Below are 25,890 nucleotides of genomic sequence, written 5' to 3'. Positions count from 1 at the left end.
TCGCTGCGGCTGGCGGTTCGTCTCGCCCGGGACGGCGACTCGACGGGCGGAGTCGCCCGTTACTCCTGGTTCCGGAAGCCGCCCTGATGAACGATCTCCGAGAGCGGCTTGCGGTCGCTCGGCCGTTCGCGTTCCTGCAGTTCGTCGGGCAGCGTCTCCGCCGGTGCGCGCTCGCCGATCGCGACCATCGCCTCGACCGCGAACTCCTCGGGGACATCGAGTTCCGCGGCCGCGCGCTCGTAGTCGAAGCCGGCCATCCCGTGGACGGCCAGCCCGCGGCGTGCGCCCTCGAGCGCGAGGTTCTCCCAGGCCGCGCCGGTGTCGAAGGAGTGGACCGGTGCGGGTTCGCCGTTGTGATCGAACGTCGTCTTCGAGACGATGACCGCCAGCACGGCGGCGTCGGTCGCCCACGACTGGTTCCCCTCGTTCAGGAGGTCGACGAAGGTGTCCCACTCCTCGTCCTCGCGGCTCGCGTAGAGAAACCGCCAGTGCTGGTTGTTGAACGCCGAGGGTGCCCAGCGGGCGGCCTCGAACAGCGGCAGGAACTCCTCGTCGTCGAGCGGTTCGCCGGTCATCGCCCGGGGCGACCACCGGTTGACGAACAGCGGGTCGACGTCGTACTCGGGAGTGCGGTGTTTTGCGACCTCATCGCGGAGCTCGTCTCGGTCCGGAACGGATTCTTGCATCGACCGTTCGTTGGAACCGCTCGCACGTATATGTTCCCGGACATACAAGTTACCAGGTAACGATGGTGTCGTCGTCACGAGTTCGCACATCCCATGGTTGACCTCGCCGGCCGGGATTGCAGTCGCTCGAGGCTGTCGCGTCCCGAGACTCAAAAAGAGGTGCGGTCTAGTCGTCCGCGGGCGTTGGCGTGCCGCGCTCGACATCGACGTTCCCCGCATCGAGGTCCGCCTCGACGTTACGGGCCGCCTCGACCATGTTTGCCATCTTGCCGTAGGCGACCTCGCGGGGCAACAGCTTCACGCCGCAATCCGGCGAGACGACCAGCTGTTCCGGCGGGACGACCTCGAGTCCCTTCAAAATGTTCTCCTCGATCTGCTCGACGGACTCGACCTCGGCGACGTGGGCGTCACAGACGCCCAGCGCGAGGTCCTTCGTGAACTCGGGGTCTTTGAAGACGTCGAGTTGATCGTAGTCGCCGTTGGCGAGTTCGAGGTCGAACTCGTCGACGGGGAACTCCAGAATTTCGGGGTAGATCCGGGAGTAGTCGCCGTAGCAGACGTGGAGACCGATGCGGACCTCCTCGTCGATGTCGGCGACGATGCGCTCGAGACACTCGCCGACGATGGCGTGGTCGTCGGGCGTCGTCGCGAGGGCGGGCTCGTCGATCTGGATGTACCGCGCGCCGGCGTCGACGAGCTTTTCGATTTCCTCGTTGACCAGATCCGCGAGGTCGTAGGCGAGTTCCTCGTCGTCGTCGTAGGCCTCGTTGAACGACCAGTTGGCGAGGGTGTACGGCCCCGTGATCGGGACCTTGACCGGGCGGTCGCTCGCGGCCGCGGTGAACTCGTACTCGTCGACGAGCCAGCTGTCGTCGTACTCGACCGCCGAGACGACGGAGGGTTTGTCGAAGTAGTTGTGTCCCCAGACCTTGACCGGGCCGTTGAACTCGTAGCCCTCGATGCGGTGGGCGAAGAACTCGACCATCTCGGTGCGCCGCATCTCGCCGTCGACGACGACGTCCAGTCCCGCGCGTTCGTGTTCGTTCGTGATGAGGCGGGCGGCGTCGTCTTTCGCCTCCTGCCAGTCATCGGCGTCGAAGTCGTGGTCGTCGTCCTCGTAGAGTTCCTTCGCGCGGTTGAGCCACTTGGGCTTGGGGTAGGAGCCGACGACGGTCGTCAGCAGGAAGTGGTCGGCGTCGTGTCCCTCCGGCCGGAACTGGTCCTTGTTCGCGTTCGTCATGCTGCTTTCACCTCCGCGAGAGCCGCGGCTTCGGCAAGAACCTCGAGTTTCTCCTCGAACTTGCCGTACGGCAGGTAGAACGTCTCCGTGTTGGTCGTCAGGTAGACCGTCTCGAACTCGGTGACCTGCAGTTTGTCCTCGACCCAGTCGACCCGGTCGCGGATCGCCTCGGGGTCCTCGACGAGCGTGTTCTGGCCGTCCGCAAGGCCCAGCGCGACGTCGTCGGTCGTCCCGTACTCCTGAATGTTATAGAGGTTGTCGTCCCGCTCGGTGACGAAGTCGAAGCCGACCGCGTCGATGTCGGCGTCGAGCAGGTGCGCGTAGACCTTCTCGGAGAGCGCGCCCCAGTAGGGGTGGACGACGACGTCCGCGTCGGTCGCCGTCACGACCCGATCGATGGCCTCGCTTGCACGCTCGTCGAGACCGTCGCCCGGCGCGTTCTCGACCAGCGAGGGCTCGAGCAGGAACAGCGTCTCCACGTCCGGGAAGGCCTCGACCTCGCCCGCGAGGAACTCGGCGATCGCGCCGAGGAACGCGGCCTCGTCGCCGTAGTGGTCGTCCGTCGCGAGGTCGAAAAGCGAGTACGGACCGGGCAGGACGGCCTGCAGGTCGCCGTCGGCGAGTTCGGCGGCCGCCTCGAGTTCGCCGGCGACGTCCCCGGAGAACTCGAGGTCGCCTTCGACGACCGGCTCGCGGTAGAAGTTGTTGTTGTCGTAGTAGCGGACGATCCCGTGTGTCTCGACGGCGTCGTGGACCGCAAGCGGGTGGGCGAGCATGTCGTCCCAGCGCAGTTGCCCCTCGACGACGCGATCGAGTCCGGCCTTCTGTTGTACCTCGAGCACCTCCTCGCGGGCGTTCTCGTAGACCGCCGTGATCTCCTCGCCCTCGTCGCCGCTGATGAGGTCGCCCTTCTGGTGGCCCTTGCGGTCCGAGAGGTCGTCTTTCGCCCAGTCCGGGAGGGGGTACAGCCCCGGCGTGGTCGAAACGTATTCGGTCATCGTACACCCGGCTAGGTTATACCGGTGCTTAATATTTTCCATCCAATTCAATGCTTGATGGTAATCAAACGGTCGAATCCGCAGTTCGAGCTGCTTTGCGGGCCTACGGAACTGTTTTTGTGGTAACCGGTTTACGCTCCCGTGAGGATGTCCCTCCCCCTCCGAGCGCGGCTGATCGGCACGCTCGTCGTGGTCGTTCTCGTCGCCGTCGCGGCGCTGGCTACCGTCGGGTGGGCCGTCCACGCCGCGGCCGTCTCGATCGGCGTCCGGCCGTCGTTCTCGCTCCCGCTTGCCGCCGGGATAGTCACCCTTGCCGCAACGGGACTGGTTCTGACCGCCGTCCGGTACGGCTATCGCCGGTCGCTCGCGTCGATCGACGCGTGTCCGCTCGCGGACGACACACACGCACTCGAGGATCGCATTCGGCGACTCGCGCTCGCCGCGGGCGTCGAAACGCCGACCGTCGCGATCGCCGACGCGACAGAACCCACCAGTTTCACTGTCCACAACGGCACCGAGGCGACGGTCGTCGTCACGACCGGGGCGCTCGAGATCCTCTCCGAGGACGAACTCGACGCCGTGCTCGCCCACGAGGTCGCACACCTCCGTAACCGCGACGTGGCGGTCGCGACGATCGTCGCCGCGATCGGGTCGCTCACCGAAGGGCTGTTCGCCCGGGAACGGCGTCTCGGCCAGTGGCTCCAGTTCTGTCTGACGATCGGCTCCGTCACGCTCGTGCTGGTGCTCGTCGCGGGGCCAGTCGTCGTCCTCGCGCTCGTGCTGGTGCTCGTCAGCGTCCTCGCTCGCACGGTGCTTGCGATCACGGCGGTCTGTATCGTGCTCCACGCCCGAACGCGCGAGTACGCGGCCGACCGTGCCGGCGCGGAACTCGTCGGCGATCCCGCCGCGCTCGCGTCCGCCCTCGAGACCCTCGAGGAGCGTGGCCCGCCGACGGCGGACGCGCGCCGACTCCACGCGAGTTCGACGCTCGGCATCGTCCCACATACGCTCGAGGACCGTGACGATCGGCCGCCGGCGGAGTCGGCGATCGCACGCTGGGTCCCCGACGGGGAGAGCGAACTCGACCGCGCCCGCGCCGTCTCGACGCTGTCACGGTTGTTCGGGCGGGTCGGGCACGTCCTCCAGTGGCGACCGGCAACGCATCCGCCGACGGCGAAACGCATCGGTCGGTTACGCAGGATGGTCGACGACCAGCGGCCACGCTCGTAGCCGTCACGTCGATCCCGCCCGAAAGACGGCGATACTTACAGGGCCTGACGACGGCTCCAAAAGTAAACGCACTTGTGTACTCGGGCCAACACTTGGGGGTATGCGAACGGAAAGAGGTGGTTGCCCGCTTCGTTTCATGTGACCGTGTTACTGCTGCTCGGGATACTCCTTACGCTTGTTTTCCCGCCGTTTGGCATGGTTTTCATCGTTGTAGTCGGTCTCTACGTTGGACGACGACTGGACAGAATCGACGACCTCGAGCGGCGATTGCAGTCGCTGGAAGAAGACGTCGAAGAGATCCAGTAGCGGCGGTCGCGACCGTTATCGAAGCAACTCGAGCACCGTCAGCGTTTCGAAGGGGAACGACTCGTCGGCGACGGCGACGGCGCTGAACCCGTTCTCACCGGCGCGTTCGACGACTTCGTCGACGCCGGTGAGGCTGCTGACCAGCAGATAACCGACCCCATCCGGTGCGAGCACGCGACCGACGCTCGAGAGGAACGGATCGATGACCGCACGGCCGTCTTCCCCGCCGGACAGCGCGTGTTCCATCCAGTCGTCCCACTCGTTGTCGGGGTCGGTCGGGAGGTACGGCGGGTTGAAGACGACGGCGTCGAAGGCGTCGTCCGCGAACGGCGAGACGAGGTCCGCCCGCACCGTCTCGACGCCCTCGCGGCGGGCCTGCCTCACGGCGTGTGGATTCAGATCCGAAGCGACGACGCGGCTGTCCGTCTCGTCGGCGATCCGGCCGGCGACGTAGCCCGATCCCGTGCCGACCTCGAGCACGAGCGGCCCGTCTCCGGCCCCGTTCTCGAGGCGATCACAGGCTGCATCGGCCAGCAGTTCTGAGTCCTCCGCGGGCTGATAGACGTCCGTTTCCACGTCGCGTCGTTCTCTCAGGGTCATTGGTCCTCCGATGGTGACATCTGTTTCTGACTCCGGTGGCCCTCGCCCGTGGATCCATCGGTCGCCGCGTCGGCATCAGCTGCGAGTCGGACTCCGTCGGTTTCGGCGCGATCGGACAGTTCCCGCTGGGGATAGGGGATCTTGACGTCGGCGTCCGCGAACTCACGTTTGATCGCGTTGATCGCGGCGCTCCGGGCCCGCCAGTGGCGTCTGGCGCTTGGCTTGTCGATCCAGAAACGGACCCCAAGCAGGATCGCCGAGTCGCCGAACTCCTTGGTAACGACCTGCGGCGAGGGAGCCGACAGCGACCACTCGAGGTCCGAAACGGCGGTCTTCGCGAGGTCAGCGGCCCGATCGACGTCCGCATCGTAGTCGATCCCGACCTCGATCTCGAGCCGGAGCCGACCGCGTCTCGAGCGGTTGGTCACCATACTCGAGGAGATAACGTCGTTGGGGATCATGACGTACTCGCCGTCGAACGTTCGAAGGCGGGTGTTGACGATCGAGATGTCGGTGACGATCCCCTCGTAGTCCTCGACTTCGATCCAGTCGCCGATCTCGAACGGTCTGGCGAACATCAACACGAACCCCGCGAGGACGGTACCCAGGGTCTGTCGGGCCGCCATACCGACGACGATACCGAGGAATCCGGCCCCGACGAGTAGTCCGCTCAGATCGTCGATCCAGAACCCGAGGACGACGACGAGCGACACCGCCCAGATGATGACCTGCGTGATCCGGTGGGTGATCTCGCGTTGATGATCGGTGACGGCCGACGCCGAGCCGAGAATCTCGTCGAGGACCCGCTTGACGAACCGCTGAAAGATGACCGTTCCGAGGATGAGAATAAGCGAGACGGTCGATCGCCAGATGACGTCCTCGCCGAATCCGAGGTTCTCGTTGTAGAACTCGTTGACCGTATGCGCCTGATTCCAGACTCCCAACACGATGGCAAGCGAGACCGCACAGGTTCCCACGAGGACCGTCGTCGAGACGATATCGCTGTACAGCGGTCGCGTTCGTTCGTTGAGCCACTCCTGTAGCTGCCGATAGGACAGGAGGACAAAGAGCAAGAGCCCGACCGCTGCGAATGTCACCGCGAGTTTCAGCTCCAGCGTCTCGAACGTCCTCGACAGCGAATCGAGTTCGGGCAGCGCCTCTAACATGAGTGGTCGTCGTCCCTCGAGCCTGTCGTCAACGCAGCTTTGAGTATCCGTCGGTCGGCGCTCGTAGGGGCGTCATGTCAGTCGTGGGTCGGCTCGCCGACCTCGAGTGCCAGCTGTGCGAGGGCCGCAAACTCCGCGGGGGCCATCGCGTCCGCGCGCTTTTGCAGGTGGTCCTCGTCGGCCGCCTCGACGACGGCCTCCGGGTTTTCGAGGTCGGTGATGTGGGCCGTGTTTCGGATCGCGTTGCGGATCGTCTTCCGGCGCTGGGTGAACAGGGCCTTGACGAACCGCAGGAAAAACGCCTCGTCGTCGACGTCGTACGCCGGCTCTCGAGGAACGGCCCGAACCACCGCGCTCTGGACCGCTGGCGGCGGCGAGAACGCCTCTTTCGGGACCGACTCGACGAGTTCCACGTCCGCGTAGTGCTGGGACGACACGGACAGCCGCCCGTACGCCGACGTGCCGGGATCGGCGACCATCCGCTCGGCGAACTCCTGTTGAAACATCAATACGAGCGGCCGCGATTCGGGAAACAGTCGGAACGCGATCTCGCTCGAGACGCCGTAGGGAAGGTTCGAGACGGACGCGGTAAACGCCGGCAGGTCGACCTCGAGCGCGTCGCCCTCGATCACGGTCAGTCGCCCTTCCTCGATCTCCTCGCGGAACTCCTCGCCCAGAAAGCCCGCGAGTTCGCGGTCGCGCTCGACGACGGTTACCTCGTCGCCGACCGCGAGCAATCGGTCGGTCAACGCGCCCGTTCCGCCGCCGATCTCGAGCAATCGGCTCGTGTCGGCGTCGATCTCCTCGAGGTAGGTCGGCAGTCGGTCCAAGACGCGATCGTCGACGAGAAAGTGCTGATCGCGGTTCGGATCGCCGCGAACGCCCGCACGGGCGATCAACGCATCTGGGTCTCTCATTGCCGGCGGTTCGGGGGCGGCGCGTGTAAACGCACCGTCTCGCGGTTTCGGTGACCGACGGAACTGCGATTCAGACGGTCCCTTCCCGGACGTAGGTGACCGGGCAGGGCGCATTGAGCAGGATCTTCTGGGCGGAACTGCCGAACACTGCCTTTCCCGTCGGCGAGCGCTTCCGGCCGCCGACGACGACGAGATCAACGTCGGTCACGTCGGCTAACTGGACGATCTCCGTCGCCCGATCGCCGACCGCCGCCTTGACCTCGACGTCGATCCCCGCATCTTCGATCCGCTCGGCGATTTCGCCGACCGGTTCCGTCTCCTTCGCCAGCGACTCCGGCGGGAGACTGCGGTTCTGGACGTCGAACCCGATCCGGTCGATCGCCTCGTGATAGCTCTGGACCTCGTCCTCGTACTTGCCGGTCCCGATAACGTGGGCCAGAACGACCGTCGCGTCGGTCGGACGAGCGACGTCGATCGTATGCGCCGCGAGTTCCTCGGCCCGGGCGGTATCATCCGGGTCGACCGCGAGCAGGATTGACGTAACCATCGCTTTCCGTTCACGTTCTGATTTCTTAAGTGTACTGGGAAAATACAGCCGCCGAAAGCGGAGAACGGTCGCCGAGGGCGAACCGGTACAGGGGTCGGATCAGTTCCCGTCCTGTTGACGACCGACGAACGTCTGGTACTTCAGATCGTCGTCCCGCAACTCCTGAAGAATGCGCTCGACGAGTACCTCGTCGGGGTCGTGGAGCCCGGAGACGCGCTCGGAGAGTTCCTCGAAGCTCTCGAAGGGCTTTCGCTTTCGCTCGTCGAGGATGCTGTTTCGGAGTTTCTTTCCGATGCCCGGCAACAGGTTGAGCTGGTGGAGCCGGAGGGTGATCGGCTGGGCCTCGTTGTAGAAGTCGACGAACCGCTCTTCGTGTTCCTCGACGAGGTCGGCGACGGCGTACTCCAGTTCCGACTGGGCCCCCGACGAGAGATCGGCGTACTCGACGCGGCTGGCGTCAGTGACGACCTCGCGTTCTTCCGGCGGTTCGACGACGACCTCGCTGCCGATCGTGAGTCGCTCGTCCTCGTCGAACGCGACCTCGTAGAGCTGAAAGTCGTCGACACCGAGGGCATAGCCCGCCGGTGACTTCTCGTACTGGGGTCGGCCGTCGTCCGAAAGACCGTGTGCGAGATAATCCAACACGACCGCGCGCTGAACGTCCGTCCCGTCGCTGTCGACTTCGCTCATTGTTTGTCGATACGGGAACGGCGTACTTAAAGAGTCGGCCCGCGTTTAGGCGTACTGCGCGACGACGTCGAGAATCTCGTCGAGTTCGTCCCCCGACAGCGAGTACCGTTGCTGTGCGTACACCGACCGGAGTTCGTCCCGGTTGCGTGGCAGGAGGTTGGCGATCTTGTACGCCGTCGGCTCGTCGACCTTCTCGAGTTCCTGCAGGTCGTCGACCAGCGACTGGGCTTCCTCGGGATCGAGGACGGCGAACCGATTGACGTGATCGATCGCCCGCGCGAGTTCGTACGGTAGCTCGCGGTCCTCGTCTAGCGCGCGCTCGGCTTCGATGTCGGCGAGCAGCTCCTTCGTTTCCGAGACCGTCAGGAACTCCTCGTCGACGATCTCCTTGAAGATCGTCATACCAGTCGTGGCTCAGACGCGGTCTTCGGCGCGGTCCTGTGCGCGCAGGTGAGCCGCGGTCACGATCAGCGTCTTGTCCTTGCCGCCGTCGTTGATGCGAACCTTGAACGCGTCGCCCTGTTTCCCGACGACTTCGCCGGTGAGTCCGTCGAAGCGGGGGTGGAACCGACCCTTGTGAACGCTCGGGTCGATCTTCAGATGGACGCTTTCACCTTCCTCGTACTCCTGAATCGCGCGCTGTGGCGGGGACGCCCCCCGGTCTCGAGGATCGTTCGCGAGTTTGTTCCGGGTTCCCTGACGAGGGCCATTAGAGTTCGGCATAGTCGTACGACCCTCTTACTTGGTGACGGTTATAAAACGCACGTTCCGGGCTCGCCGGCAGCCGACCGGTACCGAATCGCCGGCTGTCCGACGTTCGGGGGAGACTGTCACGCGGCCGGGGTGGTCTTCGAAAAGGACAAACGTAACTTGTGTCGGCCCCGTCGACCCGGGTATGAGCGACGATTCTGACGGCGGCCCCGACTCGGAGTACCGGATCGAAACCCGCTCGATCCACGCCGGACAGGAACCGGACGACGAGACCGGCGCGCTGATGACGCCGATCCACGCGAACTCGACGTACAAACAGGACGCGCCGGGCGAGCATCGCGGCTACGAGTACTCCCGGACCGGGAACCCGACCCGAACCGACCTCGAGGCGAACCTCGCCAGCCTCGAGAACGCCGAGTACGGCCGCGCGTTCGCGAGCGGCATGGCCGCGATCAACACCGTCCTCAACCTGCTCGAGGCCGGCGATCACGTCGTAACGGGCAACGACGTCTACGGCGGCACTCACCGCATCTTCACGCAGGTCTACGAGGACTACGACCTCGAGTTCAGCTTCGTCGATATGACCGATCTCGAGGCGATCGAGGACGCGTTTCAGGAGAACACTGAACTGCTGTGGCTCGAGACGCCGACCAACCCGCTCATGTCGATCGTCGACGTCGCGGGAGCGGCCGACATCGCCCACGACCACGACGCGCTCTGTGCGATCGACAACACGTTCGCGACACCGTACCTCCAGCAGCCGCTCGATCTCGGCGCGGACGTCGTCTCGCACTCGCTGACCAAGTACCTCGGGGGGCACTCGGACGTGGTCGGCGGTGCGCTGTTGACCAACGACGAAGCGCTCGACGAGCAGTTCGGCTTCTATCAGAACTCCGTGGGCGCGACGCCCGGCCCCTTCGAGTGTTTCCTCGTCCTCCGGGGGACCAAAACGCTGCCCGTCCGTATGGACCGCCACTGTGAGAACGCTCGCGCGATCGCCGAGTGGCTCGACGACCACCCCGACGTCGATCGGGTCTACTACCCCGGACTCGAGTCCCACCCCGGCCACGAGATCGCCCGCGAGCAGATGACCGACTTCGGGGGCATGTTGAGCTTCGAGCTCGACGCGAGCATGGACGAGGCAAGCGAGGTCGTTTCGACGACCGAGGTCTTTACCCTCGCGGAGAGCCTCGGCGGCGTCGAGAGCCTGATCGAACAGCCCGCGCCGATGACTCACGCCGCGATTCCGCGCGAGGAGCGACTCGAGGCCGGATTGACGGACAGTCTGATCCGCGTCAGCGTCGGCATCGAGAACGTCGACGACCTGATCGACGACCTCGACCGGGCGATCGAGGCGGCGCTCGCGTAGCGACGGCGGGCCGATCGCCAACGAGCAGTATTATTCCCTCGGCGATCGACGACCCCCACATGTCCGATAGTCGAGAGCAGGTCGGCGTCCACGCGCTTCCGATCACGATCGAGTACGGCGGTCGCGAACTCACCGTCACCCCGACGCTCGTCGAAACCCGGCGCGGGCTCGTTTTGATCGACGCCGGTCCCGAGGGCAGCCTCGAGCCGCTGCGAACCCACGTCCGAAGTCTCGGACACGAACTCGCGGACGTCTGGCTCGTCGTCCTGACCCACCACGACGGGGATCACGCCGGCGGACTCGCGGCCCTGCTCGAGGAAACCGACGCGATCGTTGCGACCCACCGCGATGAAGCGCCGTTCGTCTCCGGCGACCGCGACCCGCTCAAGGGGGATGGGAACGGCCGCTATCGGCCGGTTCCGGTCGATCTCGAACTCGCCGGCGGCGTTCGGATCCCGACGCTTGCGGGGCCGATGGTGGTCCTCGAAACGCCGGGCCATACGCCGGGACACGTCTCGTTGCTGTTCCCCGAGGACGGCCTGTTGCTCGCCGGCGACGCGCTCGTCGCCGACGGCGAAGAGGCGCTTACCGGGCCCAAGCCGGCGTTTACTCACGACGTGGATCGCGCCCTCGAGTCGGTCCGCGACCTCTCCGACCGTCGCGTCGACCACGTCGTCTGCTATCACGGCGGCTACGTCGACCGCGGGACCGAACGGCTGCGGGAGATCTACGAGCATCGCTCCAAGTGAGCCGTCACTCCTCGACGATGTGTCCGTCGAGGTAGTTCCTGATCTTGTCGTTCGTCGCCTGCGTGCGTTTGCAGAAGGTGACGACCCGATCGCCGTCCTCGCGGCGGTCGGCTTCGATCTCGAGTTGCAGCCCCTGACCGCGCAGGTGCTCGAGGAGGACCTCGATGGTCTCGGAACTGGCCCGAACGGTGTGTCGTTCGCCGACGGTCCCGCCTTCGTCGATGGTCTCGATGGTATCCCGCATCGACAGCAGGATGGCTTCGCCCAGTTCGTGGGCGCGCTTTCGGGCAGTCTCGTCGGACTCGTCCCACTCGACGGTCTGGAACCCCTCCCTGATGAGCCGTCGGAACATGAACGGTTTGCCGTAGTCGAACGGGAGCGAGAACGCGTACGCGAGATCACCCTGATTCGAGGCGGCCGTCGTGTACTTCAGGTGTGCCGTGCCGTCGGGGGACTTCATCACGACGCCCTCGCGGTCTTCGGCGTCTAGCTCGCGGACGATCTCGCACACCGAATCGGCTGCACCGTCGATCTCGTAGCGACCGAACAGCCGCGTCTGCGGGACGTCGAAGCGCTCGTACCGTTCCCGACGGTCCCCGACCGAAAGCGGCTCACCCGATTCGCGGTCCCGCCAGTCGAACGCCCGGAACGCGATCGAGTCGACGCCGGGGTATTCGTGGGCGGTGTAGGGGTTTTCGGGGCCGATCATCTCGCCACAGACCATCGCCGTCGGATGCGCCTCGAACAGCGGCTCGAGATCGACCAGCCGCTCGAGGATCCGTGTCGTGAACGGACAGACGATGCCGCTCCGGGAGAACGCGAGCAACTCGCCGTCGAGGCGCGCGACGCGGACGTTGTACCCGTTTAACTTCTCCTCGACGGCGATCCGTTCGCACTCGTGGTCGCCGAACCGTTCGGGGATGCCCTCGGCGAGGACGAGCGTGCGCGGAATCTTCGGAAAGCCACGGACCACCTCGCCGTCGATCAGCACGGTTCCGCGCTCGACCCCGTGGCGGTAGTCCGGGACGTGGCGGTACTCGAGCCCCTCGTAATTTCGCTCCTCGAGATGCGCCGTGAGGGCCTCGAACGCCGACTCCCCCATCCCGAGCAGTCTGTGGTACTCGGTCCCACTCATCGGTACGGCGTACGTCGTGGAGGCTGAAAGAACCAGTCCCGGCATCGACGGCATCGGAGCCTCCCGACTGAGAGGGTGTCGGCGCTCGATCCCCCGAAGCGGAATTCTCATCGGTCTCGAGCGCCAACCGAACGGCAATGCGAATCGAACTCCGCGTCTGCAAGCACTGCCTCGAGGGCGACCACGGCGCTTCCCAACAGAAGTCCGAACTGCTTCAGGACATGGTCGCCTGCGCCGAACGGATCGAGGAGTACAAGGACGTACTGGACCTCGATGCCGTCCACATCCGACGCGTCCGCGACGACGAACCCGGCAAGCCCGAGGCGCTGCCGGTCGTCGCAGCGACGATCCAGAACGACCAGATCGTCCTGAACGATACCCAACTCGTCGCCGAGGGCCAGGACGGCAACATGCTGCTGTATGCCAATCTCGACGACATCCTGACGGTGCTTGCGGGTAATCTGGACGAGATCAACAAGGCGGTCCACGAGGACGTTACCGTGGAGCTCTCCGAACCCGGCGCGAAGATCATCTCCAACGCGGATCTGGGCGCGAACGTCGAACGATAGCGGTCTCGACGGCTCGACGGCTGACCGTTCCCGCCGCGCGACGGTCCACTTATTTCATCGTTCGGCCCCAACGTCCAGCTATGTCCAGCGAGGCGTTCAAACAGCGGTTCGTCCTCGATACCTCCCTGTTTATCACCGAGGAGATCCGGACGGACGGGGAGTCGCTCGAGGACGCCGTGCTTCGGCTGCTCGAGTTGATCGCGAACGCCCGACTCAACCTCGGGATCTCGTGTTACGTTCCGCCGACGATCCACGACGAACTCACGACGATGCTGACGGCCCGCGAGGTCGACGACGAGGTCTACTCGAAGCTGAACACCTGGGTGATCCGCAAACACCCCGACCGGTACGAGGTTTCGATTCCGGCCAACGTCGTCTACAGCTTCGTCGACGAGATGAGCGAGCGGGTCGACCGCGGCCTTCGCGTCTCCGAAAAGGCCGTCCGGGAGGCCGACCGGACCGGCGACGAACCACTCGAGGATCACGAGCACAAGACGGCGGTCGATGCGGTGATCTCGGATCTCCGTGATAAGTACCGATCGGCGCTTCGTACCGGGGTTCTCGACTCCCGGGAGGACTTCGACCTTCTCGTTCTCGCCCGGGAGTTAGACGCCGGCGTCGTTACCGAGGACAAAGGGATCATCGACTGGACCGAGGACTTCGGCCTGCGGTACATCCGGGGCCGGGAGTTTCCGGTCCTGCTCGAGCAGTACCTCACGGCGGTCGATCCCGAATCCAAACGAACCATCGACTAGCGATCCCAGCCGAGCAGCCACAGCGAACACAGGAACGCGACCCCGACGGTACCGGCGAGGACGCCGAACGCGAGGCGGTAGCCGAGCTCGGTGTAGATGACGGTGCCGCCGACGGTATCGCCGGTTCGGTGCGAATCGAGCGTGACGCCCATGAGGGCGGAAGGACCGTCGCGCCGACGAACCCGGCGGTGTTGATCGTCCCCGTAGCCACGCCGCTGGCTCCTGCGGGGTACCGTTCCTTGACGATCGAAAGCGCGAGCATCGCGGTTCCGTGCTGAGGAAGTACGAACCGGCGACGGCGGTGAACAGTCCGAGCCCGACCGCCATCGGAAGTCGCCGTCGGAGAGCCAGCCGATGACGGGCGAGCCGAGTACCTTCCCGACGGAGCCGAGCAGCGTGTAGTGACATCCTCCTCGCCGTAAACGGCGAGGAACGAATACGCACGGCTGGCTGGCGGCGATCAACGTATCGAACGGCCGAAAAGTGGATTAAATACGGCCGACGTTGTCGACGTCGACGCTTTCGACGCCGTCGACGTCCGTGAAGTTCTCCTCGACGGTCTCCGTGCCGCCCGCACCGTCCGGGACGATCACGGTCGGGTAGAGCGCAACGAGGCCGAACGCGACTTCCTCACGCTCGACGCCGTTGATCTTTGCCCCCTCGGGCAGGGCAGTCTCGAGGCGCTCCTGGAGCGCGTCGAGGTCGATTTCGGGGCTGTCCGGCATGACCTTGATTTTGGCAGCGACTTTTCCCATGGTGAGTTATGGTCCGGTGAACCCGCAGTCGGGACACTCATAGAGGTTGCTCTGCTTGCGACACTTGGCACAGCGGAAGATCTGGGTGCCACAGTCGGGACACTTGAACGACGCGGCGTTCGTGCCGGCGATGTTGATCCCACAGGAAACGCAGGATCGAGTCCGTCGGTCGTCCGTCGTACTCATACCCCTCCTTTCCCGCCCGTCGTTTTTAACCGTTGTCTTTCGCCGGCCCCGTTCCGCGGCCACCTGACCTCGGAACGGTCACTGACGGCCGCGTCCGGAACAGAGACGCCTCGGGTGGGCGAGTTACCGATAGCGGGCGGATTTTCTGGGACGGAAAACGCGCTCACGGATATTTTATGTTCCCTGCAGAAGTTCCGATGCGGCCTGACGCGTGGCCGGACTGCCCGTTCGCCGGTCGGGCCGTGCCTCTGACATATCGACCGCGGAAACCCACGACTTCGGTCGTGGGTCTCAGCGATCGTTTGCCCGAACGATCGCAGTGGGGATGGGTGCCGCCTCTATTTCAACCCGACTCGGTGGCGGCGAGTCTTCGATCGTGTCCCGTGTTGTCAGTTCCCGGCGACCGTCGACGGTGCCCCGGAACTGAACATTCAAACCGCACCCGGCCCTACCGCCGGTGAATGCGCCTCGACGACTACATCGAGGAACTCGAGCCCGACGAGGAAGCCGAGCGGCGGCGCCTCGCGAAGGAAAAATCCTACGCGATCACCGATCATCTCGAGGACTTCGAACGGCGGTTCGACGACGCCGTCAGCGGCGACAGCCTCGTCGGCTCGACGGCACCGTCGATCTTCGTCGGGCGGTCGAACTACCCCGACATCCCCGTGGGCGTCCTCTCGCCGGTCGGCGACGAGGACGCCGCCGAGGAGTACGTCACCGATGGGGACTGGTACCAACAGGGGTATGCCATCTCCGACGTTCTCCAGCGTCGAACCGGGCTATTGAACTCCAACAAACGCGCGAACGTCGACTCGCCGAGCATCGCGAGCCGACTGACGCCGTCGGTCCACGACACTTGGGAGGGGTTCGTCGGCGTCCAGCGCGAGGTCGCCATCGCGGACCGGCCGGTCGACCTCGAGATCGGTCTCGACGACACGCCGGAGCTGGACCTCGACGCGGGGACGGACGTCGCGACCCCGCGTGGTCCCCGCGCGAACGCCCGAAACGCCGAACTCCGCGAGAACCCCTACGTCCCCAAACCCGTCAAGAAGACCCTCGAAGACGACGACTGGCAGGCACAGGGGGCGATGACCTACCTCTACCGGCGCGGCTTCGACGTCTACGATATCAACTCGATCCTTTCGGCCGGCGCGCTCGGCGAGACCGAACAGCGCCGGCTCGTCCCGACGCGGTGGTCGATCACGGCCGTCGACGATACCGTCGGAAAGTTCCTCCGCGGGCGCATCCGGAACGAGCCGAGCATCGACGAGGTGCAGGTCTGGGCCAACGAGTACGTGGGCAATCGCTACTGGATCGTGCTGGCTCCCGGCAGTTGGGAGTTCGAACTCGTCGAGATGAAAGCGCCGGGAAGCATCTGGAACCCCGATCCCCACGACGACATCTGGCTCGCAAGCGCAAGCGAGGGCTACGAGGGGCGCTCGAGCTACGTCGAGGAGACCGCGGGTGCCTACTACGCCGCTCGACTGGGCGTCCTCGAGTACCTCGAGTCGATCGGCCGACAGGCGAAGTGTCTCGTCCTCCGTGAGGTCTCCGACGACTACTGGGCACCCGTAGGCGTCTGGCAGGTGCGGGAAAGCGTCCGCAACGCCTTCGACGGGGAGTACGGGGAAGCCGAGGCGTTCCACGAGGCGGTCGCGGAGGTCGCGACGCAGTTACCGGTTTCTCACGCCCGGCTTCGACGGAAGTCGGAACTCGCGGCGGGCTTGCAGTCGAGTCTCGCCGCGTTTACCGGGAGGGAGTGATCGACGAGACGGTTCTCGAGTCGGCTGTCGCTCGATGCGAACGGACCGTTAGCGTTCCGAAGGCGAGTCCGGAGCAGGGTGCTCCTCGTTCGTCTGCGCTTCGACGTCCTCGAACCTGCGCGCGGCGTCGTACCGGATGTAACCGGAGACGACGCCGAGGACGGCGACGACGAACAGGGGGACGCCGACGAGCAGGCCCACCACGGCGAGGACGGTGAACTGCTCGGCGGTGAGGAGTGCGAGTGCCATACCCGCACGGAGGCGGGCCGACGGTTTAGTGGCTCTGCTATCGTTCCGGAGCTGTTATCGAACCATAATTTGTCCTTTGGACCCGTGGTTATTGGTCCCTTATCACATGCTCTTTGGTAATAAACCGTTCCTCTTTTATTCTTCAACTGCATATCCCGGCTCATGACACTCGACTTTACACCGACGACGATCGACGAACTGGATCCGGAACGCCGGCCGTCCTTCCGGCTCGCGTTCGTTCCGGTCCTCGCGGTCGTTCTCTTTCTGGGAATCGGCTCGGCCGTGCTCGGACTCGATCCGCACGTTCCGCTCCTCTGGAGTATCATCTTCACCGGCGCGTTCGGTCGGTATCTCGGCTACGAGTGGACCGACCTCTACGACGGCATTGCAAACGGCCTTCTGATGGGAACACAGGCGCTTTTGATCATCTTCACCATCTACGCGCTCATCGCGACCTGGGTCGATGCCGGAACGATCCCGGCGATGATGTACTACGGCCTCGAGTTGCTGACGCCGGCGACGTTCCTGCCCGCTGCGGCCGTGCTGGCCGCGATCGTCGCGTTCGCGATCGGGTCCTCGTGGACGACGGTCGGGACCCTCGGCGTCGCGTTCGTCGGTATCGGGACCGGACTGGGCATCTCGGGACCGATGACCGTCGGCGCGGTCATCTCGGGCGCGTACGCCGGTGACAAGCAGTCACCCCTGTCGGATACGACGAACCTCGCGGCCGGCGTGACGAACACACCGCTGTACGACCACATTCACCGGATGCGAACGGGAACCGCGATCTCCTTCGGGCTCGCGGTGCTTGGCTTTGCCGCGCTCGGTCTCCGGGCAAGCGGTGCCGTTCCGGCCGACCGCGTCGCCGAGATTCAGACCGCCCTCGCGGGGACCTACGACGTTTCGCTGCTGGTGTTCCTGCCCTTGCTCGTCACGTTCGGTCTCGCGCTCCGGGGCTATCCAGCCCTCCCGACGCTGGTCATCGGTGCGTTCGCCGGCGTCCTCACGTCGATGCTCGTTCAGGGGACCGGCTTCGTTCCCGCCTGGGAAGTCTTCATGAACGGAACCGGTCCCGAGACCGGCTCGGAACTGGTCAACGAACTCCTCAATACGGGCGGCCTGACCGGCTCCGCGTGGACGATCACGGTGGTCGTCGCGGCGCTGTCCCTCGGTGGACTGCTGGAACGGATCGGCGTCCTCGCGGTCCTCGCCCATCACTTCTCGAGAGGGCTGGGGACCTCCAGAAGCCTGATCGCCGGAACCGGTATCTCCGCGATCCTCATCAACGCGCTCACCGCACAACAGTACATGAGTATCGTCCTCCCCGGGATGACGCTGCGGAACCTCTACGAGGAGTTCGGCCTTGACAGCGACGAGCTTTCCCGGGCCGTCGAGGCGGCCGGGACCCCGACCGGCGCGTTGTTCCCGTGGCACGCCGGGGCCGTCTTCATGACGGGTGCGACCGGCGTTCCGACCCTCGAGTACGCGCCGTTTTACCTGTTTGGCATCCTGTCGCCGCTGGTGCTGTTCGCGATGGCCCTGACCGGACGCGGCGTCCCGACGACGAAACGGCTCGAGACGCCACAGGCAGCCGACTAACCCTCTTTCTCCTCCGGTCTCAGGATCAGTCGTCCGGCGTCGGGCCGTCCGACTGCGGCGTCGACGCCGGCTCCGCCTCCAGTCCCGACCCGGAAACAGACGAGGGTGATGCGGCCGTCGCGTCGCCGGCGTCGGTTTCGATCGCGGCTGCCAGCGATGTCTTGCTGAAGACGTCCAGCCCGGCTTTGAACACCGCGAGAACCACGGGACCGAGAAACAGTCCCATGATTCCGAGCACGTAGATGCCACCGATGACGCCGACGAGGACGACGGCCGGATGCAGCCCCGAATCGTGGTCGACGGCGATCGCACGCAGGTAGTTGTCGACCACCGAGAGGACGGCGAGTCCGTAGAGCAACAGCGCGACGGCGCTGACCGGGTCGCCGGTCGTCCACAGGTATCCCACGGCCGGACCCCAGACCAACCAGACGCCGATCGCCGGCAGGAACGCAACGAGGATCATGATCACGGTCCAGAACGCGACGTTCGGGATCCCGAGCAGGAACAATCCGAGTCCCCCGAGGACCCCCTGGACCAGCGCGACGAGAACGTGGCTTTTGATCACCGCCCAGGTGACGACGTTGACCTCCTCGAACAGTTCGTCCTGCACCCGGTCCTCGAGCGGCGCGACGTCGCGAAGCCAGTCGACGAACGCCGCTCCGTCGAGGAGCATGTAGTACAGGAGAAAGACGAAGACGATCAGGCCGAGCCCCATCTCGATGCTCGTGTTCACCAGATTGAGGACTTCACCGAGGGCGAGTTCGACGGCGTCGGAAACCGACGACTCGACTTCCGAGAGCAGCGCCGTCTCGAGCGACTCGACGTGATCGGCCTCGAGACCGAGGTCGTTCTGTGCGACGTCCCGGCCCTGTTCGAGAACGCTTTCGCTGTCGACGTCACTGAGAAACGTCATGACGGTTTCGAAGACGACGAGCGACACGAGAAGCAGCGGAACGATGGCAGCGACGACGGCGAAGCCGGTAAGCGAGAGGGCGGCGGGCCGCGCTCCGATCTTGGGTTCGAGACGCTCGTAGGCTGGGGAGAGGACGAACGCGAGGAGGGCCGCTCCGAGCACGTACTGCAACAGCGGGGCGATGATCAGGGCCGTGACCCCTGCGAGGGCGACAAGCAGGAGGGCAAAGAACGCGGTTCGAACGTCCATATTTCGACGTAACTCGTCAAGTATGTAAGTGTTGGCGTTCGTGACTGTACCGGAGAACAACGGGTTCGACGCCGGCGTAGACACCGAAAACGACGGCGTCGTCGGAGTCGTTCGGTATCGACAGGAACCGAAGCCTACTGCTCAGTCCGTCACGGTGGTCTCGACCGAATCGAACCGATCGAACGCTTCTTCGGTGAGATCGCCGGTCGTCTCGACGATCTCGTCCCACCTGTCGTTGTCCGGTGCCATCCCGAGCAGACGGGCGATTTTCATGATCGAGACGTGGTAGACGCGCTGTCGCCCCGGCTCTTCCTCCCAGACGATCATGTTGCACGGGAAGAGACCGCCGATTCGCATCGTTTCCTCGAGCGCCTCGTTTGCGATTTCCGGATTGCAGGCCCCGAGGACGTAGTAGGGGTCCCGGTCCGCGTCGACCTTTTCGTTGAGCAGTTCCGAGGGGGAAAACTCGGCCGGGATGCCGAACCCGACCGCTTCACAGACCTCACGGACGTGTTCGATGGCCGCCTCGTGGTCCATCTCGAGGACCGCCTGTTTTTCGCCGATGGCTTCGGGGTCGATCGTCTCGGGATCGATCGGCAGGCTCATACGCGGCCCTTCGTCGGCTCGCGTCTTATAAGCCCTCACTCCGGTGACGATCCCTTACAGCGGTAGGGGAAACCACTCGAGGGCCCGCAGGAACGGCATGGGATCGAACAGCGGCTCGTGCAGGACGAGCCAATCGAGCAGGACGAGTCCGGCCCCGTGGGCGATCACCGACGGGAGGATCGAGTCGGAGGTGTAATCGACCGCGCCGAAGAGGACGTCGGTCGGCCCAGACAGCAGGAACTCGATCGGCGGTTTCGAGGAGTGGTGGATCATGTAGACGACGGGGCTGATGAGGACCGCTTTGAATCCCAGTTCCTTGACGCCGACACAGAGCAACCCGCGATAGTAGGTTTCGGCGGCCAGCGCGAGGCAAAAGAGCTTGATCGCGTGCGGAACGAACTCCGCCGGCGCGGCGGAGGTTTCCCACATCGGATAGAAGGCGCGGATGGTCGGCAGCGTCGAGCCTACGAGATAGAACGGGAGGACAAACAGCGCGAGCAACACGGCGTTTCGGACGGCGACGCGGTTGACGGTCCAGCCGATACGTCGCCCGTGGGACAGCCCCAGCGCGAGCGGGCCACCGATCAGGAGGACGCTGTCGACGACGGCTCGCTGTCCGAGATCGCCGGGGACGGTACGCATCCACAGGACCGTCAGAACCGCCCCGAACAACAGCGATTTCTGGACCCAGGAGAGCCGGTCGAACTGGTCGCGCAGTCGGCCACCTCCCCGTCGATCCGTTTCGGTTGCCACGGCTAGCGTTACTCGTCGGCCGTCGGGATTGGACCGGTGCCGATGACGTTCCGGACGTGGTTCTCGAACTCCTGATGGCGCTGGAAGTAGGTCTCGTCGATCTCGGCGAGGACGGCCGAGAGTTCACGCGGCCCCTCGGGGGTTCGGATGACGCTGTCGCCCTCGAGACGGTCGATCTCGCTTTTCTCTTTCGGCCACGTCAGCCGCGAACTCACGCGGGCGAGGGGGGCACCCTCGACGGGCGTTTTCGAACCGAGTGAGACGGCCGGATCCTCGTCCTCGTCGTCGCTCATGGGCGTCGATTCGCGAGCGCGTCGATTCAAGCTTTCGTTTCCGCGAACCGACGGCCGTTCCTTTCCGTTCGACGAAATGTGTCTGACATACCGTTTTGTGGTGGGGGATCGAATGCCCTCGCATGACAAGCCTGACGGAGGTTTACGAGGGGAACGCACGGGAGGTGACGAGCCTCCGGCGGCTGTACGCGGGGACCGCGCTCGTCCTGCTCGGGGCGAGCTTCTCCGTCGTGGCCGTGCTCCTTGCGACGACCGGGCTGTTTTCGGAGTTCGTGACCTCGGCCGCCCAATCGTGGGGGATGGGAGAGGACTACGCGTCGGTTCGTATCGCCGGCGTCCTCGCCGGCCTCGGCGTTCCGGCGGCGCTGGTCGGCGTTTTCATCGTGTTACCGGCCGGTCGATGGGTCCGCGCCGCCGGCGCGATCAGCGCGAGTCTCTGTCTGTGTGGCGTCACGCTCTTTTGGTACGCGTATCCCGCTCACTGGCGCGGATACGGCGACGAACTGACGCTGCAGGTCTCGGTGGTCTACCTCCTCGGACTCTTCGTCGCCATCTGGTGTCTGTTCACCGCCATCGTCAACTTCAAGACCCGCAATGACCCCGGCGGTATGCTCGAGATGAACGTCACTCGACACAATCAGACGATCGTCGAAGTCGACGACGACGGCGACGACTCGGGCAGCTTCGGCGGAATCGGACTGCTCGGTGGCACGCCAGCCGGGGACGTCGAGACACAGACGAACGCAAACGCCGAGGAGGACGACGAGACGACCCTGTCGTTCGACGAGCGCGAGGCGACGTCGGGCGGGACGACACCGTCCGAACCCGCTCGAGCCGCCGGAACCGCCACGAGCGACGGCGGAACGGCGGCTACCGACATCTCCTCGCCGATCGAGTCCGGTGACGGCCGCGACGCCGAAATCGTCGACTCGACGACGACGGCCGAGTCGACGGAGTCGCCCGCCGACCGTTACTGTGGAAACTGCCGTCACTTCGAGTACGTCCGGTCGTCTTCGGGGATGGTTCCCTACTGTGCCCGCCACGACCGGGCGATGGACGACATGGACGCCTGCGAGGAGTGGACGCCGAACCGTCAGTAACCGTCCACCCCGAACCGAGCGATTCTCGAGCCGACACGACGGTTCTGTGCGATCGGTTTCGGCCGTGAGCCGCGACCGACGTTCGTGGACAGATGGTTGTTAACGATGCCCAAAGGATAAGCCGTCGGTCCGCATACGGAGCCTATGGGATCGCTCGACCGACCGACGTTCGCCGACGAAGCGAGCAAACACATCTACGAGTTCGTCGAGCGCCACGGGACCGTGAAACGCCACGTGCTGTTGGACAGCGTCCCGGTTTCGGCCGACGGCTTTCAGACCCACCTCGAGCAGTTGAAAGCCGACGGCTATCTCGAGGAGGACGGCGGGACGATACGGCTCGGTCTCGAGTTCGGAGCCGTCGAAACGTACGAAACCGACGCGGTGAGCGTCACCATTCGACCGGCGCGCCAGGCCGACTTCGATGGACTCGTCGAGACCATCCGCGACGTCACGTCGGAGGAGACGTACGTCGTCGCGGAGACGATCGCCGAACAACTGCTCTACGAGAACACCGTCACGAGACACAACACCGTCAAATCGCGGATGTTCTTCGTTGCGACCAGCGACGGCGATGTCGTCGGCTGGACCCACCTCGAACTCCCGCAGGTCGAACAGGTTCAGGACGTCGCCCAACAGACGGTCGGGGTGCGGGAGGACTACCAGGGCTATGGCATCGGGAGCGAACTCCTCCGGCGGGGCATCGAGTGGGCCGAAGCCAACGGCTACCGGAAAGTGTACAACAGCGTCCCGGTCGTCAACGACAGAGCCCTCGAGTTTCTGACCGATCACGGCTGGGATACCGAAGCGATCCGCCGGGACCACTACACGATCGACGGCGACCACGTCGACGAAGTCATGATGGCCTACGAGATCTAGACGCCGATCGCCTGTCGAGCCAGTTCGAGCCCCCACTGGGGCACCTCGAAGACGATCAGCCCGGCGACGAGCAGTTCGCCGGCGGTGACAACCACCGTCACGACGGTGGCGTACCGGCTGCTGACCGCGACGCCGAACGGGAGCCCGTACTCCTGCGATGAGAGGGGGTAAAACAGCGCGATGCCGCGTTTGCTCCCGGCGACGTCGAGGGCGTAGTGGGTCAACACGCCGATCCAGACGAACTCGAGGTTCCCATAGACCTCGGGAAATGCGGCGAACGCGGCCAGAATCCCCAGGTTGTGCAGCGTCTTCCGGTGTTTCCCGAACGCCGTATCGACGTCCGGAAACAGCGCTCCGAGGGTCACCGGCACCCCGATCACGACCATCGTCTCCAGCATCGCCGGTACCGCCGAAAGCTCCGTCGCCGGTTCGAGTACGGCTCCCAGTCCGATGCTCAACAGCGCGGCGTTGAGAACGTGCCCCTTCTTGTTCATCTACCCCCTACTCGAGAGGCGATCGCCGAATACCTTTCTCTCGTGACTGTCGGTCCCGCGAACCCGTTGCCAGCGCTAGGTTGAGTCCGACCGCTCGTCGATCGCCGCGAGCAGATCCGAAAGTGCTTGTTCGACCGTTTCGTCCCGGACGGCGGCCCGATCGCCGTCGAACTCGTACCGAGAGACGGTCGCGAACGACGACTCGCTACCCCACGGGCCGGCGTAGGCGACGCCGACGTAGACGGTCCCGACCGGGTGCTCCTCGGTCCCGCCGGAGGGGCCGGCGATTCCGGTCGCGGAGACGCCCCACGTTACGTCGGCGACGTCGCGGACCCCTCGTGCCATCTCGCGGGCGACGGGTTCGGAGACGGCCCCGTGTTCGTCGAGCGCCTCGCGGCTGACGCCCAGCTGCCGGCGCTTGGCGTCGTACGCGTAGGCCGCCACCCCGGCGTCGAAGTAGTCGCTCGCGCCCGGCACCGCGGTGATCGCCGCGCCGATCAGGCCGCCGGTACAGGACTCGGCGACGGCCAGCGTCTCCTCGCGGCTCCGCAGCGTTTCGCCCACTTCTTTCGGCAGGTCGGAACCGATCCCATCGATCATAGCGAGCGATTCGGCGGACAGCGTTGTCAAAGCACGGGACACCACGGAACGCCGGTTGGATTGCGGAAGAGGCAGCCGTATCGAGTGACACCGCCGCGAAATACCTCGACCGCATGGCCGACCGCGGGGAACTCGAGCGTATCGAAACGGCCGACGGTACCTGTTATAAACCCGACTCCGTCACACACTTCCTTCGTGAAGTGCGTTCGCTCGCCGAAGAGCGGTCGGCAGACGAACTTACCGACGAGCTACGTGCGATCGGCGACGAAATCGACTCGTGGAAGTCGACGTCCGACGTTGAGTCCCCCGAGGAACTCCGGCGGAGTATCGGTCGTGAGGACTTATCGTCCGACGAACGGAGAGAGCGCATCGAAGTCATCGAAGAATGGGAATACAACGTTCAAACTAGGTAGCGAGGCGGATTCCCCGCCCCACCGTGGGCGGGGTTGAAATCGATACCGGTGCGATGGTGACTCACGAACCCGGACATCTCGAAGCCGAAGCGCCACTGAGTTTTCTTGAAACGTGCCTCCACCGACTGCCCGCAAAACTCGAGGAAACGATCACGGAAGCATAGCCGAGTAGTACGAACCCGATTGCGGCTGTACTGCCGTTCGACTGCACGGGGCTCGGACGGCGCGGACCGAAAGAACAACCGTCTTTCGCCCGTCGCTCTCTGGTATGGAGTACGAGACGCCGCTGTTCTTTCACGTCATGGAGTACGCGTCCCGGGCGGACCGCGACGTCGTCGACATGGTCAGCGGAAACCCCGACTGGGAACCGCCCGCGGCGCTGCGGGACGGCCTGCGCGAGTACGCCGATCTCGAGCCCGATCGGTTCCAGTACCCGCCGAGTCAGGGCCTCGTCGAGTTGCGCGAGGAGATCGCCGCCCGCCGCGGCGTCGACGCCGAGCAGATCGTGATCACGAACGGCGCGGGCGAGGCGAACTACCTCGCGATGGCGCGGGCGCTCGAGCGCGGGCGGGGAGAGGAGATCCTGTTGACCGATCCGGTCTACCCCTACTACCCCGGCAAGACGACGATGCTCGGCGGAACGCCGGCGTACGTCGAGGCGGCCGCGGACGGACAGCTCGATCCGGCGGCCGTCCGCGAGGCCGCAAGCGACGAGACCGCGGCGATCGTGGTCAACTCGCCGAACAATCCGACGGGGGCGGTCTATCCGGAGGAAACGGTCCGGGAACTGGTCGCGATCGCCGAGGCCTGCGACGCGATCCTCGTCAGCGACGAGGTGTACGACCACTACGACCTCTCGGGGACGTTCTCGAGCGCGCTCGCGGTCGAGTCGGCCCACCGGATCGTCACGAACGCATTCTCGAAGTCGATGGCGATCACGGGGTTCAGGGTGGGCTATGCGATCTTTCCGCCGGAACTCGTCGACGACGCCAAGAGCCGACACATGCTGGTCAACGTCGCCGGGAACCGACCCGGCCAGTACGCGGTGTTGCAGGCGTTGCGCGAGACCGGTCCCGGGTACTACGAGCGGAACCGCGACCTGCTTCGCGAGCGGGTCACCACGTTTACCGACGCGCTCGATGCCGCTGGCGCGGCGTATACCCGCCCCGACGGCTCCTTTTACGTGATGGCGCGCTTCGAGGGGTATCCCGGCACGCTCGAGAACGTCGAGCGACTCATCGACGAAGCCGGCGTCGCCGGCATGCCCGGCGAGGCGTTCGGCGATTCCCGATCCGAGTGGCTGCGGTTCGCGCTCGTGACGCCGCGACTCGAGGAGGCGGCCGAGCGGCTGGCGGCGTACTTCGCCTGAGGTC

The 25,890-nt window shown here is 65.1% G+C and carries 32 protein-coding genes and 1 pseudogene; 12 read left to right on the top strand and 21 right to left on the bottom strand.

Features of this window, described 5'->3' with window-relative positions; translation table 11 throughout:
• Positions 1–59 precede the first annotated feature (59 nt).
• The 3 genes from TX80_RS02305 to TX80_RS02295 form a co-directional block, all read right to left on the bottom strand.
• Entirely contained in the window at positions 60–686 is a 627-nt protein-coding gene (locus TX80_RS02305; RefSeq protein WP_049921255.1) for a nitroreductase family protein, read from the bottom strand.
• A 166-nt stretch (positions 687–852) separates the two neighbouring features.
• Entirely contained in the window at positions 853–1,926 is a 1,074-nt protein-coding gene (locus TX80_RS02300) for a methionine synthase (RefSeq protein WP_049921254.1), read from the bottom strand.
• On the bottom strand, positions 1,923–2,924 hold the full coding sequence (locus TX80_RS02295; protein WP_049921253.1) for a 5-methyltetrahydropteroyltriglutamate--homocysteine methyltransferase: 1,002 nt from the start codon (positions 2,922–2,924) through the stop codon (positions 1,923–1,925). Before TX80_RS02295 ends, TX80_RS02300 begins: the two co-directional genes overlap by 4 nt.
• A gap of 147 nt (positions 2,925–3,071) precedes the next feature.
• Here TX80_RS02295 and TX80_RS02290 point away from each other — a divergent pair, with 147 nt between their 5' ends.
• Positions 3,072–4,154, top strand: a complete 1,083-nt coding sequence (locus TX80_RS02290; protein ID WP_049921252.1) for a M48 family metallopeptidase — start codon at positions 3,072–3,074, stop codon at positions 4,152–4,154.
• Positions 4,155–4,298: 144 nt separating this feature from the next.
• Positions 4,299–4,460: a hypothetical protein gene (locus tag TX80_RS02285; RefSeq protein WP_230198662.1), complete on the top strand. Its 162-nt coding sequence runs from the start codon at positions 4,299–4,301 to the stop codon at positions 4,458–4,460.
• 15 nt (positions 4,461–4,475) lie between these two features.
• Here the strand turns inward: TX80_RS02285 and TX80_RS02280 are convergent, their stop codons facing one another.
• From TX80_RS02280 to TX80_RS02250, 7 genes are all read right to left on the bottom strand, one after another.
• A complete protein-coding gene (locus TX80_RS02280; RefSeq protein ID WP_049921250.1) occupies positions 4,476–5,060 on the bottom strand; it encodes a HemK2/MTQ2 family protein methyltransferase in 585 nt (194 codons plus the stop codon).
• Complete coding sequence (locus TX80_RS02275) at positions 5,057–6,226, bottom strand: mechanosensitive ion channel family protein (protein WP_049921249.1); 1,170 nt, start codon at positions 6,224–6,226, stop codon at positions 5,057–5,059. Before TX80_RS02275 ends, TX80_RS02280 begins: the two co-directional genes overlap by 4 nt.
• A 77-nt stretch (positions 6,227–6,303) precedes the next feature.
• On the bottom strand, positions 6,304–7,143 hold the full coding sequence (locus tag TX80_RS02270; protein WP_049921248.1) for a 16S ribosomal RNA methyltransferase A: 840 nt from the start codon (positions 7,141–7,143) through the stop codon (positions 6,304–6,306).
• 70 nt (positions 7,144–7,213) lie between these two features.
• Positions 7,214–7,690 carry a universal stress protein gene (locus tag TX80_RS02265; protein WP_049921247.1) on the bottom strand — a complete coding sequence of 159 codons (477 nt, stop codon included), beginning with the start codon at positions 7,688–7,690 and terminating at the stop codon, positions 7,214–7,216.
• A gap of 99 nt (positions 7,691–7,789) precedes the next feature.
• Positions 7,790–8,380, bottom strand: a complete 591-nt coding sequence (locus TX80_RS02260; RefSeq protein ID WP_049921246.1) for a DUF655 domain-containing protein — start codon at positions 8,378–8,380, stop codon at positions 7,790–7,792.
• Between the two features lie 45 nt (positions 8,381–8,425).
• Positions 8,426–8,782, bottom strand: a complete 357-nt coding sequence (locus TX80_RS02255) for an RNA polymerase Rpb4 family protein (protein ID WP_049921245.1) — start codon at positions 8,780–8,782, stop codon at positions 8,426–8,428.
• Between the two features lie 12 nt (positions 8,783–8,794).
• Positions 8,795–9,103 carry a 50S ribosomal protein L21e gene (locus tag TX80_RS02250; protein ID WP_049921244.1) on the bottom strand — a complete coding sequence of 103 codons (309 nt, stop codon included), beginning with the start codon at positions 9,101–9,103 and terminating at the stop codon, positions 8,795–8,797.
• A gap of 172 nt (positions 9,104–9,275) precedes the next feature.
• On the opposite strand from TX80_RS02250, the gene TX80_RS02245 reads away from it, so the two are divergent.
• Both TX80_RS02245 and TX80_RS02240 read left to right on the top strand, forming a co-directional pair.
• Positions 9,276–10,460 carry a cystathionine gamma-synthase gene (locus TX80_RS02245; RefSeq protein ID WP_049921243.1) on the top strand — a complete coding sequence of 395 codons (1,185 nt, stop codon included), beginning with the start codon at positions 9,276–9,278 and terminating at the stop codon, positions 10,458–10,460.
• Between the two features lie 59 nt (positions 10,461–10,519).
• On the top strand, positions 10,520–11,209 hold the full coding sequence (locus TX80_RS02240; protein WP_049921242.1) for an MBL fold metallo-hydrolase: 690 nt from the start codon (positions 10,520–10,522) through the stop codon (positions 11,207–11,209).
• Between the two features lie 4 nt (positions 11,210–11,213).
• On the opposite strand, the gene TX80_RS02235 is transcribed toward TX80_RS02240, so the two are convergent.
• Positions 11,214–12,344 carry an RNA ligase gene (locus tag TX80_RS02235; protein ID WP_049922159.1) on the bottom strand — a complete coding sequence of 377 codons (1,131 nt, stop codon included), beginning with the start codon at positions 12,342–12,344 and terminating at the stop codon, positions 11,214–11,216.
• A gap of 137 nt (positions 12,345–12,481) precedes the next feature.
• Here TX80_RS02235 and TX80_RS02230 point away from each other — a divergent pair, with 137 nt between their 5' ends.
• Together TX80_RS02230 and TX80_RS02225 are read left to right on the top strand one after the other, a co-directional pair.
• Positions 12,482–12,913 carry a hypothetical protein gene (locus tag TX80_RS02230; RefSeq protein WP_049921241.1) on the top strand — a complete coding sequence of 144 codons (432 nt, stop codon included), beginning with the start codon at positions 12,482–12,484 and terminating at the stop codon, positions 12,911–12,913.
• An 80-nt stretch (positions 12,914–12,993) separates the two neighbouring features.
• Positions 12,994–13,668, top strand: coding sequence for an RNA ligase partner protein (locus tag TX80_RS02225; protein WP_049921240.1), 675 nt, complete (start codon positions 12,994–12,996; stop codon positions 13,666–13,668).
• On the opposite strand, the pseudogene TX80_RS18420 reads toward TX80_RS02225, so the two are convergent.
• From TX80_RS18420 to TX80_RS02215, 3 genes and pseudogenes are all read right to left on the bottom strand, one after another.
• A pseudogene (locus TX80_RS18420) lies at positions 13,665–14,072 on the bottom strand (MFS transporter); the annotation flags it as partial. The gene TX80_RS02225 and the pseudogene TX80_RS18420 overlap by 4 nt on opposite strands.
• An 84-nt stretch (positions 14,073–14,156) precedes the next feature.
• Positions 14,157–14,423 (bottom strand): elongation factor 1-beta, encoded by a 267-nt coding sequence (locus tag TX80_RS02220; protein WP_049921239.1) that lies wholly within the window; start codon positions 14,421–14,423, stop codon positions 14,157–14,159.
• 6 nt (positions 14,424–14,429) lie between these two features.
• Positions 14,430–14,609: an HVO_2753 family zinc finger protein gene (locus TX80_RS02215; RefSeq protein WP_049921238.1), complete on the bottom strand. Its 180-nt coding sequence runs from the start codon at positions 14,607–14,609 to the stop codon at positions 14,430–14,432.
• A gap of 461 nt (positions 14,610–15,070) precedes the next feature.
• Here TX80_RS02215 and nreA point away from each other — a divergent pair, with 461 nt between their 5' ends.
• Positions 15,071–16,372: a DNA repair protein NreA gene (gene nreA, locus TX80_RS02210; RefSeq protein WP_049921237.1), complete on the top strand. Its 1,302-nt coding sequence runs from the start codon at positions 15,071–15,073 to the stop codon at positions 16,370–16,372.
• Between the two features lie 48 nt (positions 16,373–16,420).
• Here nreA and TX80_RS02205 read toward each other — a convergent pair whose 3' ends face one another.
• Positions 16,421–16,621, bottom strand: a complete 201-nt coding sequence (locus TX80_RS02205) for a hypothetical protein (protein ID WP_049921236.1) — start codon at positions 16,619–16,621, stop codon at positions 16,421–16,423.
• A 162-nt stretch (positions 16,622–16,783) separates the two neighbouring features.
• Between TX80_RS02205 and arcD the strand changes: the two genes are divergently transcribed.
• Complete coding sequence (gene arcD / locus TX80_RS02200; RefSeq protein ID WP_049921235.1) at positions 16,784–18,220, top strand: arginine/ornithine antiporter ArcD; 1,437 nt, start codon at positions 16,784–16,786, stop codon at positions 18,218–18,220.
• 25 nt (positions 18,221–18,245) lie between these two features.
• Here arcD and TX80_RS02195 read toward each other — a convergent pair whose 3' ends face one another.
• The 4 genes from TX80_RS02195 to TX80_RS02180 all read right to left on the bottom strand — a co-directional run bounded on the left by TX80_RS02195 (position 18,246) and on the right by TX80_RS02180 (position 21,034).
• Positions 18,246–19,382 (bottom strand): AI-2E family transporter, encoded by a 1,137-nt coding sequence (locus TX80_RS02195; protein WP_049921234.1) that lies wholly within the window; start codon positions 19,380–19,382, stop codon positions 18,246–18,248.
• Between the two features lie 141 nt (positions 19,383–19,523).
• Positions 19,524–19,988, bottom strand: coding sequence for a DUF302 domain-containing protein (locus TX80_RS02190; protein WP_049921233.1), 465 nt, complete (start codon positions 19,986–19,988; stop codon positions 19,524–19,526).
• A 54-nt stretch (positions 19,989–20,042) separates the two neighbouring features.
• A complete protein-coding gene (locus TX80_RS02185; RefSeq protein ID WP_049921232.1) occupies positions 20,043–20,741 on the bottom strand; it encodes a CPBP family glutamic-type intramembrane protease in 699 nt (232 codons plus the stop codon).
• Positions 20,742–20,749: 8 nt separating this feature from the next.
• The gene (locus TX80_RS02180) at positions 20,750–21,034 is read right to left on the bottom strand and encodes a DUF5789 family protein (protein ID WP_049921231.1); all 285 of its coding nucleotides are present in this window, start codon (positions 21,032–21,034) and stop codon (positions 20,750–20,752) included.
• Between the two features lie 122 nt (positions 21,035–21,156).
• Here TX80_RS02180 and TX80_RS02175 point away from each other — a divergent pair, with 122 nt between their 5' ends.
• Positions 21,157–22,134 carry a DUF7139 domain-containing protein gene (locus TX80_RS02175; RefSeq protein WP_049921230.1) on the top strand — a complete coding sequence of 326 codons (978 nt, stop codon included), beginning with the start codon at positions 21,157–21,159 and terminating at the stop codon, positions 22,132–22,134.
• A gap of 144 nt (positions 22,135–22,278) precedes the next feature.
• Positions 22,279–23,010, top strand: coding sequence for a GNAT family N-acetyltransferase (locus TX80_RS02170; RefSeq protein WP_049921229.1), 732 nt, complete (start codon positions 22,279–22,281; stop codon positions 23,008–23,010).
• On the opposite strand, the gene TX80_RS02165 is transcribed toward TX80_RS02170, so the two are convergent.
• Both TX80_RS02165 and TX80_RS02160 read right to left on the bottom strand, forming a co-directional pair.
• Positions 23,007–23,504, bottom strand: a complete 498-nt coding sequence (locus TX80_RS02165; RefSeq protein ID WP_049921228.1) for a metal-dependent hydrolase — start codon at positions 23,502–23,504, stop codon at positions 23,007–23,009. The two genes, TX80_RS02170 and TX80_RS02165, sit on opposite strands and share 4 nt — an antisense overlap.
• A 75-nt stretch (positions 23,505–23,579) precedes the next feature.
• The gene (locus tag TX80_RS02160; RefSeq protein ID WP_049921227.1) at positions 23,580–24,104 is read right to left on the bottom strand and encodes a CinA family protein; all 525 of its coding nucleotides are present in this window, start codon (positions 24,102–24,104) and stop codon (positions 23,580–23,582) included.
• 23 nt (positions 24,105–24,127) lie between these two features.
• Here TX80_RS02160 and TX80_RS02155 point away from each other — a divergent pair, with 23 nt between their 5' ends.
• Positions 24,128–24,517 (top strand): DUF7342 family protein, encoded by a 390-nt coding sequence (locus TX80_RS02155; RefSeq protein WP_449271529.1) that lies wholly within the window; start codon positions 24,128–24,130, stop codon positions 24,515–24,517.
• Positions 24,518–24,785: 268 nt separating this feature from the next.
• Positions 24,786–25,886 carry a pyridoxal phosphate-dependent aminotransferase gene (locus TX80_RS02150; protein WP_049921226.1) on the top strand — a complete coding sequence of 367 codons (1,101 nt, stop codon included), beginning with the start codon at positions 24,786–24,788 and terminating at the stop codon, positions 25,884–25,886.
• The last annotated feature ends 4 nt before the right edge of the window (positions 25,887–25,890 follow it).

Origin of the sequence: Halopiger djelfimassiliensis (assembly GCF_000455365.1) — an archaeon.
Taxonomy (GTDB): Archaea; Halobacteriota; Halobacteria; order Halobacteriales; family Natrialbaceae; genus Halopiger_B; species Halopiger_B djelfimassiliensis.
Note: the sequence above shows the minus strand (reverse complement) of the source record. Positions and strands in the feature narration are given on the sequence as shown.